Source organism: Pseudomonas sp. MLB6B (genome assembly GCF_054508135.1).
Window position 1 is genome coordinate 3,260,163 of record NZ_CP199313.1, and the last position, 14,138, is coordinate 3,274,300.

The 14,138-nt window shown below is 65.6% G+C and carries 13 protein-coding genes; 6 read left to right on the forward strand and 7 right to left on the reverse strand.

Features of this window, described 5'->3' with window-relative positions; genetic code table 11:
- Nucleotides 1–3 precede the first annotated feature (3 nt).
- A complete protein-coding gene (locus tag ACSMEV_RS14375) occupies nt 4–846 on the forward strand; it encodes a shikimate dehydrogenase (protein WP_459208354.1) in 843 nt (280 codons plus the stop codon).
- 41 nt (nt 847–887) lie between these two features.
- On the opposite strand, the gene ACSMEV_RS14380 is transcribed toward ACSMEV_RS14375, so the two are convergent.
- Together ACSMEV_RS14380 and quiC are read right to left on the reverse strand one after the other, a co-directional pair.
- Entirely contained in the window at nt 888–1,559 is a 672-nt protein-coding gene (locus tag ACSMEV_RS14380; RefSeq protein ID WP_459205752.1) for a TetR/AcrR family transcriptional regulator, read from the reverse strand.
- A gap of 109 nt (nt 1,560–1,668) precedes the next feature.
- The gene (gene quiC / locus ACSMEV_RS14385; protein ID WP_459205753.1) at nt 1,669–3,576 is read right to left on the reverse strand and encodes a 3-dehydroshikimate dehydratase QuiC; all 1,908 of its coding nucleotides are present in this window, start codon (nt 3,574–3,576) and stop codon (nt 1,669–1,671) included.
- A gap of 508 nt (nt 3,577–4,084) precedes the next feature.
- On the opposite strand from quiC, the gene ACSMEV_RS14390 reads away from it, so the two are divergent.
- A complete protein-coding gene (locus tag ACSMEV_RS14390; RefSeq protein ID WP_459205754.1) occupies nt 4,085–5,458 on the forward strand; it encodes an MFS transporter in 1,374 nt (457 codons plus the stop codon).
- Between the two features lie 76 nt (nt 5,459–5,534).
- Here ACSMEV_RS14390 and ACSMEV_RS14395 read toward each other — a convergent pair whose 3' ends face one another.
- From ACSMEV_RS14395 to ACSMEV_RS14415, 5 genes are all read right to left on the reverse strand, one after another.
- Entirely contained in the window at nt 5,535–6,413 is an 879-nt protein-coding gene (locus ACSMEV_RS14395; RefSeq protein ID WP_459205755.1) for a DMT family transporter, read from the reverse strand.
- A 454-nt stretch (nt 6,414–6,867) separates the two neighbouring features.
- Nucleotides 6,868–9,354 (reverse strand): sensor domain-containing protein, encoded by a 2,487-nt coding sequence (locus ACSMEV_RS14400; RefSeq protein ID WP_459205756.1) that lies wholly within the window; start codon nt 9,352–9,354, stop codon nt 6,868–6,870.
- Between the two features lie 127 nt (nt 9,355–9,481).
- Nucleotides 9,482–9,955, reverse strand: a complete 474-nt coding sequence (locus ACSMEV_RS14405; protein WP_459205757.1) for a GNAT family N-acetyltransferase — start codon at nt 9,953–9,955, stop codon at nt 9,482–9,484.
- A gap of 99 nt (nt 9,956–10,054) precedes the next feature.
- Nucleotides 10,055–10,807 carry an anti-sigma factor family protein gene (locus ACSMEV_RS14410; RefSeq protein WP_459205758.1) on the reverse strand — a complete coding sequence of 251 codons (753 nt, stop codon included), beginning with the start codon at nt 10,805–10,807 and terminating at the stop codon, nt 10,055–10,057.
- On the reverse strand, nt 10,804–11,325 hold the full coding sequence (locus tag ACSMEV_RS14415) for a sigma-70 family RNA polymerase sigma factor (RefSeq protein ID WP_459205759.1): 522 nt from the start codon (nt 11,323–11,325) through the stop codon (nt 10,804–10,806). Before ACSMEV_RS14415 ends, ACSMEV_RS14410 begins: the two co-directional genes overlap by 4 nt.
- Nucleotides 11,326–11,451: 126 nt before the next feature.
- Here ACSMEV_RS14415 and ACSMEV_RS14420 point away from each other — a divergent pair, with 126 nt between their 5' ends.
- The 4 genes from ACSMEV_RS14420 to ACSMEV_RS14435 all read left to right on the forward strand — a co-directional run bounded on the left by ACSMEV_RS14420 (nt 11,452) and on the right by ACSMEV_RS14435 (nt 14,014).
- Entirely contained in the window at nt 11,452–12,498 is a 1,047-nt protein-coding gene (locus ACSMEV_RS14420) for a catalase family peroxidase (protein WP_459205760.1), read from the forward strand.
- A complete protein-coding gene (locus tag ACSMEV_RS14425) occupies nt 12,495–13,028 on the forward strand; it encodes a cytochrome b (RefSeq protein WP_459205761.1) in 534 nt (177 codons plus the stop codon). Before ACSMEV_RS14420 ends, ACSMEV_RS14425 begins: the two co-directional genes overlap by 4 nt.
- Before the next feature lie 145 nt (nt 13,029–13,173).
- Nucleotides 13,174–13,719: a cupin domain-containing protein gene (locus ACSMEV_RS14430; protein WP_296268180.1), complete on the forward strand. Its 546-nt coding sequence runs from the start codon at nt 13,174–13,176 to the stop codon at nt 13,717–13,719.
- On the forward strand, nt 13,694–14,014 hold the full coding sequence (locus tag ACSMEV_RS14435) for a DUF7693 family protein (RefSeq protein WP_459205762.1): 321 nt from the start codon (nt 13,694–13,696) through the stop codon (nt 14,012–14,014). The genes ACSMEV_RS14430 and ACSMEV_RS14435 overlap by 26 nt, the downstream gene beginning before the upstream one ends.
- The last annotated feature ends 124 nt before the right edge of the window (nt 14,015–14,138 follow it).

Here is a 14,138-nt window from a genome sequence, read left to right on the forward strand (position 1 = left end):
GACCTGCACGAATCGATTCTCGCCGGCCTGATCGGCCGAGGCATCCAGGCTTCGCGCACGCCTGCCCTGCACGAACGCGAAGGCGACGCGCAATCGTTGCGCTATCTCTACCGCCTGATCGACGTCGACCGCCTGCAGCTCGAAGACAGCGCCCTCGAAAGCCTGTTGCAAGCGGCCGAACGCACCGGTTTCACCGGCCTCAACATCACCTTTCCATTCAAACAGGCGATCGTGCCGCTGCTCGACGAACTGTCGAGCGAAGCCCGCGGCATCGGTGCGGTCAACACCGTAGTGCTGCGCGATGGCAAACGCGTGGGCCACAATACCGACTGCCTGGGTTTTGCCGAAGGGTTTCGGCGCGGCTTGCCTGCGGTGCGCAGGCGCCAGGTGGTGCAGTTGGGCGCAGGCGGCGCCGGGTGCGCTGTGGCCCACGCGCTGCTAGCCGAAGGCGTCGAACAACTGCTGCTGTTCGAGGTCGACGCGTCGCGCGCGCAAGCCCTGGTGGCCAACCTCAGCGAACGCTTCGGCGCCGGCCGCGCCGTGCTCGGCCAGGACTTGGCCCGCGCCGTGGCCACTGCCGACGGCCTGGTCAACACCACCCCCGTGGGCATGGCCAAACTGCCCGGCACGCCCCTGCCGCCAGCGCTGCTGCATCCGCAGCTGTGGGTCGCCGAGATCATCTACTTTCCGCTGGAAACCCAACTGCTGCGGCATGCCCGCGCGCTCGGCTGCCAGACCCTGGACGGCAGCACCATGGCTGTGTTCCAGGCGGTCAAGGCGTTCGAACTGTTCAGTGGCCGCGCGGCGAACGCCGAGCGCATGCAGGCGCATTTCGCCAGCCTCTGACACCAGCGGGCACAGGCGGTAGCGCCTGCCCGCGCACAGCCTCAGGCTTGCATGTAGCGCATGACCACGTCGCAGATCATGTCTTTCTGCCGCTGCTTGACCTGCTCGTTCGACAACTCGATCTGGAACAGCTCGCCGAAGGTGTGGCGATTGGAAATACGGTAGAAGCAGAACGAACTCATCAGCATGTGTAGGTCGATGACCTCGATGCCGGGACGGAACACCCCCTCCTCCACCCCACGGGTCACAGCCCGGCCGAGGATTTCCAGGACCATGCTGCTCATCTCGCGGATGTGTGGGGTCTGCTTGACGTACTCGCCGTAGTGGATGTTCTCGGTACTGACCATGCGCACGAAATCGACGTTGCGGTCATGGTGGTCGAAGGTGAACTCCACCAAGCGGCGGATTGCCTGCACCGGCGGCAGCGACTCGAGGTCGAGATCGTGTTCGGTCTTGCGGATGTCGCCGTAGAGCTTGCGCAGACACTCGACGTACAGCTGCTCCTTGCTGCCGAAGTAGTAGTAGATCATGCGCTTGGAGGTGGCCATGCGCTCGGCGATGGCGTCCACCCGTGCACCGGCCAGCCCCTGTTGGACGAACTCTTGGATGGCGGCCTTCAGGATGTCTTCGCGGGTCTTCTCAGGGTTATTTTTGCGCGGCTTGCGGCCCCGCGTGGCGCTAGGCTCGCGAGGGTTGACTTGCACATCACTCATACCGGCTCACAGGTTATTGTTGGCGTCGGCCGATTATCCGTGAGGGCGGCAGCCCAGGGAAGCACGATGGACCGCCGGTGGCGCCAGGGGCGCCACGGCATGCCTTGGCTCAGCGTAGCGACTTGTGTGCAGCGCCGCTGCGCGCCTTGGCCATGGCGGTCAGGCGCACCGTCACATTAGCCGCGCCGTAACCGGCGTAGCCGCCTTTGCGCTGGAGGATTTCGAAGAAGAAACGGTCTTCGAAGGCTTCGGTATACACATGGAACAGCTCGCCACCTTGCGCGTCGCGGTCGTACAGCACGTTGTAGTAGGCCAACTCGCTGAGGAACTCGTCGTCGAAGTCGAAGCGCGCGGCCAGATCGTCGTAGTAGTTGAGGGGGATTTCCAGCAGCGGCACCCCGGCGTCCTTGGCCCGCGCCACTTCGCGGAAGATGTCTTGGCACTCGAAGGCGATGTGGTGCACCCCCGAGCCTCGATAGCTGGACAAGGCATGGGCGATGGCGGTATTGCGGTTTTCGGAAATGTTCAGCGGCAGGCGCAAAGTGCCGCACTGGCTGCGCAGGGCGCGGCTCTTGACCAGGCCGTAGGGGTCAGGGAGCACCACCTCGTCGTCGGCGGTAAAATCGAACAGGCTCTTGTAGAACAGCACCCAGGTATCGAGCATCTCCGCCGGCAGGGCCAGGGCCATGTGGTCGATGCGCAGCAGGCCGCCTTCCCCACCTACTGGCATACCCAGTTTGAAGTCAGTGTCGTAGAGGCTCTGACCGCTGCCCGCAGGCTCCACCAGGTAGATCAGGCTGCCGTCGGGTGCGCGCACGGCGGGCACTTCGCGCTCGTTGGGCCCGACCAGGCCGCGGTAAGGCTGGCCACCGTAGGCGGTGGCGCGCTGCAAGGCCGGCGCGGCCTGGTCGACGCGCAGCGCCGTGGCGCACAACGACGGGCCATGGGCTTCGAAGAAATTGTGGGCGAACGAATAGGGCTCGGCGTTGAGCACCAAGTTGATGTCGCCTTGGCGCAGCAGGCGCACGTCCTTGCTGCGGTGCTCGCCGGCCTCGCTGAAGCCCAGACGCTTGAGCCAACCTGCCAGGCGCGCGCCAATGGCTTCGTCCACGGCGAACTCGAGAAACTCCACGCCTTGGTATTGGCTGGCCGGTGCGGGCGCGAACAGCACGCCTGGCTCCAGTTCGGTGCCTTCGGCAGCCAGGCGCAGGCGGGTCTTCTCTTCCAGATACAGCAGCGAGCGCAGGCCATCGACGGCGTTCTGCCGCGGTGGCGCGGCGCGGAAGCCGTCGTTGAACACTTCCAGCGACAACGGCCCGCGGTAGCCGCTGGCCAGAATCGGCGCGAGAAAACCGGCCATGTCCATTTCGCCCTGGCCGGGGAAGCAACGGAAATGCCGGCTCCACTCCAGTACGTCCATAGCCAGGATCGGCGCGTCGGCCATTTGCACGAAGAAGATCTTGTCCCCCGGTATGTCGCGGATCGCGTTGGGGTCGCCCTTGAGCGACAGCGTATGGAAACTGTCGAGGATGACGCCGAGCGAGGGGTGGTCGGCCTGGCGCACTACATTCCACACCTGCTGGTAGGTATTGACGTGACGGCCCCAGGCCAGGCCTTCATAGCCGATGCGCAGCCCACGCCGGCCGGCATGCTCGGCCAGCAGGCGCAAGTCGTCGACCAGGACGCTTTCGTCACCCAAGGCGTCGGCCTGGGTGTTGCTGCACACCAGCACCAGGTCCGTGCCCAGCTCCTGCATCAGGTCGAACTTGCGCTCGGCGCGGTCGAGGTTGCGCTGCAGGCGGTCGCGGCGGCAGCCCTCGAAGTCGCGAAACGGCTGGAACAAGGTGATAGCGATGCCCAAGTCAGCGCACATTTGCCGCACTTCGCGCGGGCTGCCCGCGTAGTACAGCAGGTCGTTCTCGAAGATTTCGACGCCGTCGAACCCGGCTGCGGCGATGGCTTCGAGCTTTTCCGGCAGGGTGCCGCTCAAGGACACGGTGGCAATCGAACGTTTCATGCAGCAATTCCTTGTAAAGTAGCGCGCGGCTCAGTGGGCGCGAGCACCGGGCGCGCAACGGGTTTCTTGGCAGGATCGATTATTGGCAGGTAAAGTCGCGCCCACAACGGGATTTGTACGGAATGGTTAGTTTTGCGTTCGATTACCGAACAGAACCGAATCACACGAATTGATTCACTTCATGGCACTGGACAACCATTGCGCTGCGCCTACCCCTCACCTTCGGATCGCACTGCCTTGTCGACCGAGGGTTGGACACTGCGAGGGCGCACGTTGCGTCACCAAACAATAATTTCAATAAATCGGGTAACCCCCTATGCACAGCCCTGCCGTCCTTGCCCGCTCCCGCACGCCTCGCGCACGTTACCGTCCTTGCGCCTTTCGCCCTGCTCGACCGCCGCTGCCGGCACTCATTGCGGGCCTGCCGACGCCCGCCTGAATCCGCGTACCCCCGATGCGTTGCCGACACCGCCGCGCGCGGTGACTAACAAGAACAACGGAGAACACCATGGCTAAATCCAGCTCCCAAGCCAAGAAAGCGACCGCCAGCGGGTGGATCGGCTCGGCCTTGGAATACTACGACTTCTTCATCTACGCCCAGGCTGCGGCGCTGATCTTCCCGCAGATCTTCTTCCCGTCGATGGACCCGAAGATGGCCATCATCGCCTCGCTGGCGACCTATGGCGTCGGCTACCTGGCCCGGCCACTGGGTGCCGTCGTGCTCGGCCACTGGGGCGATACCCGTGGGCGCAAGCACGTGCTGCTGCTATGCATGTTCCTCATGGGTCTGTCGACCATGGCCGTTGGGCTGCTGCCGACCTACCACGACATCGGCATCGCCGCGCCGCTGATCCTGGTGCTGCTGCGACTGGTGCAGGGCTTTGCGGTGGCCGGGGAGATTTCCGGGGCCAGCTCGATGATCATGGAACACGCCCCCTTGGGCCGCCGCGGCTACTACGCAAGCTTCGCCCTGCAAGGCGTGCAAGCCGGCCAGGTGCTGGCCGCTGCAGTGTTTCTGCCGCTGGCCTATTTCATGCCCAGCGAAGCGTTCAACGACTGGGGCTGGCGTATCCCGTTCCTGCTCAGCGTTCTGGTATTGGTCGCGGGGTTCATCATCCGCAAGGAAGTCCACGAGACGCCGGCCTTCGTCAACGAAGAAAAACAGGCCGCGGTGGCCAAGTCGCCGCTGCGCGACGCCTTCCGCTACAGCTGGAAGCACATCGTATTGGTGATGTTCATGGCGCTGATGAACGTGATTCCAGTGGTGGCCACCGTCTTCGGCGCCGCCTACGCAGTGCAGCCAGCCTACGGCATCGGTTTCGACAAGAGCGTGTACCTGTGGATTCCGGTGATCGGCAACATCGTCGCCGTGCTAGTGATTCCTTTCGTTGGCAACCTGTCGGACCGCATCGGCCGGCGCCCGACCATGATCGCCGGGTGCCTGGGCTCGGGCCTGCTGGCGTTCGTTTACCTGTACGCGATCAGCATCCATAACGTGCCGATGGCGGTGGTCACCTCGATCCTGATGTGGGGCCTGGTGTACCAGGGCTACAACGCCGTGTTCCCAAGCTTCTACCCCGAGCTGTTCCAGACCCGCTACCGCGTCTCGGCCATGGCCATCGCGCAGAACATCGGCACCATGCTAACCGCCATGCTGCCGGCGCTGTTCGCTGCCGTGGCGCCGCCCGGCTCGGACAACATCCCGCTGGTGGTCGGTGGTTTGGCCTTCTTCATCACCTGCATCTGCGCACTGGCCGCCTACCTGGCGCCGGAAACCCACCGCCTGGCGATGGAAGACCTGGGCAAGGCCGATGCCCTGCCCATGGCCAAGGAGACGTACGAGGCCAACCGGCAGAACAGCCTGCGCGCCATGAGCCACTGATTCATCCGCCGTCATGCAAAGGGGGCACGTCGCCAGCGACGTGCCCCCTTTGCCGTTCAAGCCCTGCGGTCAGTGGTTACTTACGGCGTTGCATCAAGGCCGCACCCAAGCCGCTGAGGCAGATGATGGCGATGCCGATCAAGCTGATGCTGTCGGGCATGTGGCCGAAGATGACCCACCCCAGCAAACCGGCGAAGACGATCTGGCAGTAGCTGAACGGTGCCAGCAAGGCGGGGGCTGCGAAGCGGAAGGCCTGGGTCAGCAGCAGATGCGCACTCATGCCGAATCCGCCCAGCGCCAGCATCAGCAGGGCATGGTCCCAGCGCGGTGTGGCCCAGAAGAACGGCACCAGCACGCTCATGACCAGGGTGTTGCACAACCCCGCGTAGAAATTGCTGGTGGTCGGGCTGTCGATGGTCGAGAGCTTGCGGGTCAGCAACTGGTAGAAGCAGAAGCCCAAGGCCGAGCCTAGCGGAAACAGGATCGCCGGGGTGAACATCGCACCGCCCGGGTGCACCATCACCACGACCCCAACGAAGCCCAGCACCACCGCCAGCCATTGACTACGGGTCACATGCTCCTTGAGCAGCGGCACCGACAGCGCCGTCACCAGCACTGGCGCCAGAAAGTTCACGGCCGTGGCTTCGGCCAGCGGCAGATAATGCAGACCGGTGGTGAATAACAGGCTGGTGCTGAGCAGACTCAGGGCGCGCAAGGTCTGCAACAAGGGGCGACGGGTGCGCAGCACGGCCATGCCGGATTTGGGCAGGAAGATGCCGGCCATCAGCAGCGTGTGCACCACGTAGCGCGCCCACACCACCATCACGATCGGATAGATGCCGCCGAGAAACTTCGACAAGGCGTCGTGGCTGGCGAACAGGAAAGTGGCGATCACCAACAGGGCCATGCCTTGCAAGGGTTGGTTGACGCCGGACAGTGGGGTACTGGAACTCATGCAGGTCTCGCGCAGAGACGCCATGGGGCACGGCGTCGAGGGGGCAAAGGGTGTTGCGTGCTGCGATTATGGGCGTAGGCGACCGACAAGGCCATGCCGGGCAGGCGGCCGGCCGGCCATAAGGGTGCGACCGCACTGAACGACTGTCAGGCTGCCCATTTCGATCGTCGCAGGTGACGACAGTTCAGGCGCCCAGGGGCACGGTCAGCGTCTGGCGAAGTCAGCGGGCCAGTCGACTCGTCGCGGACCGTTTACGCGCAAGCGGAGTCTAGAAGAAAGCATGCAGAAAACCTCGCACCCTGTTCGGTAATCGACCAGTTTCTTGCGCTGGATGACGTGCCTGGCTCGCCCTACAAGATGCAGCCCTGGCATTCGATGTCCGTGGTCTTGCAGGTCCACTCGCCCCGGTGGCTTCACACGGCCGCCCGGCGGCGTCGCGCTGGTACGGCGCACCCTACTCTTGCGCAGGCTGCAAACGCATCAAGCGCTCGCTGGCCGGCACCGGCCGACCGTACAGATAGCCCTGCAGGTGCGAGCAGCCTTCTGCCTTGAGGCGGCGCATCTGTTCGGTGGACTCCACGCCCTCGGCGGTGGTCTTGATGCGCAGGCTGTTGGACAACTCGGTGATGGCACGGATGATCGACATGGCTTCGCGGCTCTCGCACATGTCGTGCACGAACGACTTGTCGATCTTGATCCGGTCGAAGGGGAACGAGCGCAGGTAGCCCAACGAGGAGTAACCGGTACCGAAATCGTCCAGCGAAATCGACACACCCAACGCCTTGAGCGCGCGCAGGGTCTGCAAGTTTTCCTCGCTGTTGCCCAGCAGCACCGATTCGGTGATTTCCAGCTCCAGGCGTGCGGCCGCCAAGCCCGAGTCGGCCAGAGCCAGGGCCACGACGTTGGGCAGGTTGACGTCTCGGAACTGCACCGGTGACAGATTGACCGCCACGGTCTGCTCGCCGGGCCAGCTTGCCGCCTCCTGACAGGCAAGGTTCAAGGCGCGGATACCGATGTCGTGGATCAGCCCGGTCTCCTCGGCGATGGGGATGAAATCCATGGGCATGATCATGCCGCGTACCGGGTGCTGCCAGCGCAGCAGCGCTTCGTAGCCGCTGACGCGGTCGTTGCGGTGGTCGATCACCGGTTGGTAGTGCAACTGCAATTGCCCCAAGTGCAACGCGGTGCGCAGGTCGGTCTCCACCAGGCGGCGCTGGCGCGCGGCGACGTCGAGTTCGACGTGGAAGCTTTCGAAGCGGTTGCGCCCGTTGCGTTTGGCCTCGTACAGAGCCATGTCGGCGTAGCGCAGCAGTTGCTCGGCCTGGGTATGGTCATCGGGCGAGACGGCGATGCCGATGCTCACACCGATGCTCAACTGGTGGCCTTCGATGCGAAACGCCGGGCCGATCGCGGCGATCAGACGTCGGGCGGTCTGGTAGGCGGCCTCGCGGTTGTCGAGCCGGGTCAGGACCACGGCGAACTCGTCGCCGCCCAAGCGCGCCAGGGTGTCGTGCTCGCGCAGCTCCCCGCGCAGGCGCTTGCCCAGGGCCCGCAGCAGCTTGTCACCGAAGGCATGGCCGAGGCTGTCGTTGATGTTCTTGAAGTTGTCCAGGTCCAGGCAAAGCGCCGCGACCAGCTTGCCCTGTTCTTCGCCACGCGCCAGCGCCTGCTTGAGCCGCTCGCTGAACAACGTGCGGTTGGGTAGGCCGGTCAGGGCGTCGTGGTGTGCCATGTAGTGAATCTGGGCATGGGCGGCCAATTGCTCGGTGGCATCCTCGGCGACGAACAGCACGTAGTCGGCCTGGCCCTCGGAGCGCTCGCAGCGCAGCACGCGGCTGCGCAAGGTGCGCATGCCGAGTGCGGTTTCCACACGGGTTTCGTCGGCGAAGGGACGGCCATTGAGCGCGCCGCGCTGCAACTGCTGCGCCAGGTAACTGGCCGTGACGTCGGGCAGGCACTGCTCAGGCAACTGGCCGATCATGCTCGCCGCCTGGCCGCCGAACAGGCGCTCGGCCTGCTGGTTGGCCAGCAGGATCTGGCGACTGCTGGCGTCCTGCACGATCACACTGGCCGGAATGTTGGCGATCACCGAATCGAGGAACTGCGAGAGCCCGGCCATTTCATGGCTGTGCTGCTCCGCCGCTTCCTTGGCCCGCAACAGGGCCTGTTCGTAGCCGCGCTGTTCGGTCATGTCGCGGGTCACTTTGGAAAAACCGAGCAACTCGCCGCTGTCTTCATCGTGGATGGCTTCGATCACCACACTGGTCCAGAAATGCGAGCCGTCCTTGCGCTGGCGCAAGCCCTCGGCCTGGAACCTGCCCAGGCGCAGGGCGGTTTCCAGCCCGGCCTGGGGTAGCCCATCGAGGCGGTCCTGCTCGGTGTAGAAGACCGAGAAGTGCTGGCCGACGATCTCCTCGGCGCGGTAGCCCTTGGTGCGTTCGGCACCGGCATTCCAACTGGCGACATGGCCACGGGTATCGAGCAGGTAGATGGCGTAGTCGCTGACGCCCTGCACCAGCAGGCGGAAGTTGCGCTCCTGCTCGCGCTGGGCCATGTGCGCCCGGTACTGCTCGGTGCAGTCGCGGGTGATCTTGGCGAATCCGACCAGTTGTCGATCGTCGTCGTACACCGCATCGATCACCACGTGGGCGCGAAACACCGTACCGTCTTTACGCAGACGCCAGCCTTGCTCTTCGAAGCGCCCCGTCTGCCGCGCCTGGGCCAAGTTGAGGTCGGGACAGCCGGCCAAGCGCTCGGCTTCGGTGTAGAACAGCGAGTAATGCCGCCCCACCACTTCTTCGGCGCTGTAGCCCTTGGCGCGCTGGGCACCGGCGTTCCAGTTGGCGACGATACCCTCGGGTGTGAGCAGATAGATGGCGTAGTCCACCACGCTCTGGATGAGCAAGCGGTACATGGCATCGGGGCTGGCAACTAGCGACATGGAAACGAACCTGTGGCATCGGCGAAGAAGGCGCTTGCCCCTGTATCGGGGAGACCCTGGATTTCAGAATGGTGGCATTATGCCTTCTTCGGCTCGTTTTGTGTGTATCCCAGCCATTGACGACCGGTCATGCCGGTTGCAGCGCCTTGTGCATCGGGACGCAGCGCAAGCTGACCCCCGAGGGCGAGTGGTACACCGCCTCGGTATCGCCGACGAAGCCGCAGCGGCGATAGAAGGCGGCGGCATTGAGCGTGGCCTCCAGGCTCAGGTGGCTCCATCCGGCGGCGCGCGCCAAGTCTTCGAGGTGCTCCACCAAGCGTCGGCCGATGCCTTGGCCCATGGCGTGGGGCGCGACGAACAGTGCGCCCAGCTCGCCCACCTGGGGACCGAGCATGATGGTCGCCACCACCTCGCCGCGTAGGCAGGCTAGGTGGAAGTGACGCTCCACCAGATCGGCGTACCAGGGTTCAGGCTCGCCCTGGGTCCACGTCAGCATGTCTTCGCGCGAATAGACACCCATGCACTGGGCGTGGATCGCTGCGCGGCGGATGTCGAAGGTGGCCTGGGTGTCGGCGCGGGTGGCGGGGCGAATCTCGATCATGGCAGTTCCTTGCGAGCGATCGGAGCGGTTTGACGGGCCGCGACGTTTCTCGTCGCCCTGTGAACCCTAACCGAGCGGGATCGGGATTTCACCCCAGCGCTACAAGCTGAGGTCCAGCGCCTGACGTAGTGGCTCACCGCGCACGTCGTCGGCAGCGCTGACCAGAGCGAAGCTGTAGGCGCCATGGGACCAATAGCGGGCCGCCAGTTGCCCCTCGGTACGCTCGCCGCTGGGCATGCGCGCATAGCGCTCGCCGGGCGAGCGCAGGAACAGGCTGACACGCTGGCCCTTGCCGTCTTCGAACACCAGCAACGCGGCGGCGCCCTGCTCGTTGCTCAACAACCGTGCGCCCACAGGCAGCAGACCGTAGCCACTCAGGTCGGGGAGTTGGCCGACTCGGGCGAAGTGCTGGTCGAGCCAGGCCTGCAAGCGCTGCGGCTCGCGCGCCTGGATGTCGAGCGAGGCGCTGCTGGCGAACAGCCGGTGGGCCTGCAAGGCGTCGGCCATCGGCAACGCCTGCCCAGGCCCGCTGATGCTGCGCGCCTGCCAGCCGCCGACGCCGCCCAAGCCCAAGGCCAGCACCAGCACCGCCGCGCTGGCCAGGCGCCGTTGCCGGCGTTGGCGCAGACGGCGTTGCAACTGCGCCAGTTGCAGCGGCTCGCCCTGGGGCTGTCCGGACATCCCGGCCAAGGCGGCGCGCAGGCGCCGGGCATCGTCCTGCCAGGCCTGAATGCGCATGGCCTGCTCTGGATTGGCGTTGAGCCAGACCTGCACCTCGGCGCGTCGAGCGGCGTCGAGGCGCTCGTCGACGAAGGCATGCAGTTCGGCTTCGGTAGGGGTCAGACGGGTCATTTCAGTCTCCGCAAGGCCGGGGGGCGCGGTGTGTCTTCGGTCAGGTCGCGCAAGGCCGCGCGGGCACGCGACAAGCGCGACATCACCGTGCCAATGGGAATGTCCAGAGCCTGGGCGGCCTCTTTGTAGCTCAAACCTTCGACACTGACCAACAGCAACAACGCGCGCTGCTCGCTGGGCAAACGGGCGAACGCGCGCAGATCGGCCTGGGCCAGCACACTGGCCTGCGGCTCGTCGGCGGGGCCGTCGTGTTCCGCTTCGCTGCGTCCGAACCAGGCCAGCCACCGCGCATGCAGACGCTCGCGGCGTTTGCCGTCGAGGAACAGCCGGTACTCGATGGTGAACAGCCACGCGCGCAGTTGCTCGGGGTCGCGCTGCTGACCGCGGCGGCTCAAGGCGCGCTCGACAGTGGCCTGCACCAGGTCGTCGGCGCTGGCGGCGTGGCGGGTCAGGCCCAGGGCGAAGCGCCGCAGCCGCAGCAGCAGGTCGCGCCATTGGTGTTCGTCGAGTTCGTGCATAGCCGGTGTGCGCCGCAATGGGGTATGTGCAGCAGACGCTTTGCCGGGAAATCTATTCCCAGCCGGCGGAATAAAATTTCACCTGCTGCGTCGTACTCGCTCATCGACTGCTTCGGACCCTCTCCCATGAACACCCCCCTGCACGGTTCGGCCAAATGGCTGCGCCTGGTCGCCATCGGCGGCGCCCTGGCGACACTGGCCGGTACCTTCGCCTATGCCAGCGGCTGGCTCGGCGACTCGGCGTTGACCCCGCAACGCATCATCGACACCTTCGAAGCCCAGGCCGGGCACCATCCGGGCTACCGCAAGAACCACGCCAAAGGGCTGTGCGTGGCGGGTCGTTTCCTGAGCAGCGGCCAGGCGGCCTCGTTGTCGACGGCGCGCGTGTTCAGCCAAGCCGAAGTGCCAGTGATCGGCCGCTTCGCCATCGGCGGCGCCAACCCGTTCGCCCCGGACACCGCCGTGCCCACGCGCAGCCTGGCCCTGGACCTGCGCAGCGACGACGGCCAAACCTGGCGCACGGGCATGAACAATCCGCCGGTGCTGGCCGTGAGTACCGCGCAGGGCTTCTACGACCAAGTGCTGGCCAGCACACCGGACCCCGCCACCGGCAAACCCGATCCGGCACGTCAGCAGGCGTTTTTCGCCGCACACCCGGAAACCGCCGCCTGGCGCCGCTGGGCGGCGAGCTACAAGCCCAGCGACAGCTTCGCCAGCACCGCCTACCACAGCATCAACGCGTTCGTGCTGGTCGATGCCCGTGGCAACGCCCAGCCGGTGCGCTGGCAGCTGGTGCCACAGACACCTTTCCAACCCTTGCCCGGCCAAGTGGACGACAAACAGTTCCTGCAACACGACCTGCAGCGCCGCCTGGCCCAAGGCCCGCTGCGCTGGACCTTGCGCCTGACCCTGGCCGAAGCCGGCGACGCGGTGGACGATCCGGCCCAGCCGTGGCCTGCCGAGCGGCGCAGCATCGACGCCGGCACCTTGCTGATCGAACGTGTAGATGGCCCGGAACAAGGCGCCTGCCGCGACCTCAACTTCGACCCGTTGATCTTGCCCAGCGGCATCAAGGCCTCGGCCGACCCGATTCTGGCCGCCCGTTCGGCTGCCTATGCCGTGTCGTTCGACCGACGCAGCCGCGAAACCCTCAGCCCAGGAGCCAAGCCATGAGCGCGCCTACCACCTTCCACCCTTTGGCGCGGCTATTGCACTGGCTGATGGCGGTGCTGATCCTGGCCATGCTGTTCATCGGTGTGAGCATGGTCAGCGACCTGTCGCTGCGCCACCCGCTGCTACTGCAACTGCACAAGGCCACGGGCCTGGCCTTGCTCGCCCTGGTCGTGCTGCGCATCGGTGTGCGTCTGAGCGTGCCGCACCCGCCGCTGCCGAGCGATCTGCCGCGCTTGCAGCGCTGGGCCGCCGGGGCCTCGCATCTGGTGCTCTATGCGCTGATGCTGGGCATGCCGCTGCTGGGCTGGGCGATGCTGTCGGCCGGCGGCTACCCGCGCCCGCTGCAACTGCCGGCCATCGCGCCCCACGACCTGCAGCTGTACGCCGTGCTGCGCCTGGCCCATGGTTGGGCCGGCTACGCGCTGTTCGGCGTGGTGCTGCTGCACCTGGGCGCCGCCTTGATGCATGCGCTGGTCAGGCGCGACGGCGTGCTGGCGAGCATGTGGCCGGGTCGCCGTCGTCCCGAGTGAACGGATGCCGTCCCCGCACTTGAGCACGCCGTTCCGCCCGGAGGCGCGCTAGGCCCTCATACACGGAGGGCGCAGCGCGCCTCCGGGCGGAGTGTGTTTTAATGTTTCGCCCATTTTTATCGACACCTCTGACAACAAGGCGGCTATGGACACCGGGACTCGACTCAAGCTGGTGCGTGAACGCAACAACCTCTCCCAACGTGAACTGGCCCGCCGTAGCGGCCTGACCAACTCCACCATCTCGCAGATCGAACAGAACCGCGTCAGCCCCTCGGTCAGCTCGCTGAAAAAGCTGCTCGAAGGCATTCCCATGTCCCTCGCCGAATTCTTCAGCTTCGACGAACCGGCCCGCGAGGAGCGCTACGTGTTCCGCGCAGGCGACCAGCCCGACCTGGGCCGCAACGGTCTGCGCATGCTGCTGGTCGGCGCCAGCGTCGAAGGCCGCCAGATGCGCATGCTGCGCGAGCTGTACGCGCCGGGGGCCGATTCGGGCGAGCCGATCGTGCATGCCGAAGGCGAAGAATGCGGGTTGGTCACCCGTGGCACCGTCGAGCTGTGGATCGACGGCCAGGTCAGCGTGCTCAACGCCGGGGACGGCTATTACATCCCCACCACCCTGCCCCATGCGTTCAAGAACCTTGGTCAGGACGAGGCCGAAATCATCAGTGCCAACACCCCCGCGAACTTCTGAAGCCGCCGCACCCAGCGCCCGCGAGATCTACCAACGCCTGCGCGAGGCTGCGCTGGGGGTGCGGGACCTGCGCATCGTGGCCCGCAGCGGCGAAGGCGAGGTTCGCGTCGACATCGATGGCTGGGCCTTGACCTTGCTGATCGACGCCGAGGGCCTGGCCCGCTGCCTGGATTGCCGCACGGCTACGGGCGGGTGTGCAAGCCTGGACGACTGGCCTCGTTACGGCACCAACCCTGTTGACCTGCTCAGCCTATGGGAGCGGCAGCGCGTGGAGCGAGCAGTGAGCGGCGACTGACGTTCGCTTACCAGCATCCAGCCCGGCGCTGGACCGAGCGCGAGCGGGCACCTCTTAGCGAACCAAGACCTTGCGCAGGTGGTGTCAACATACTACCTGCACCCGCCGTTCCTTTCGTTTCATC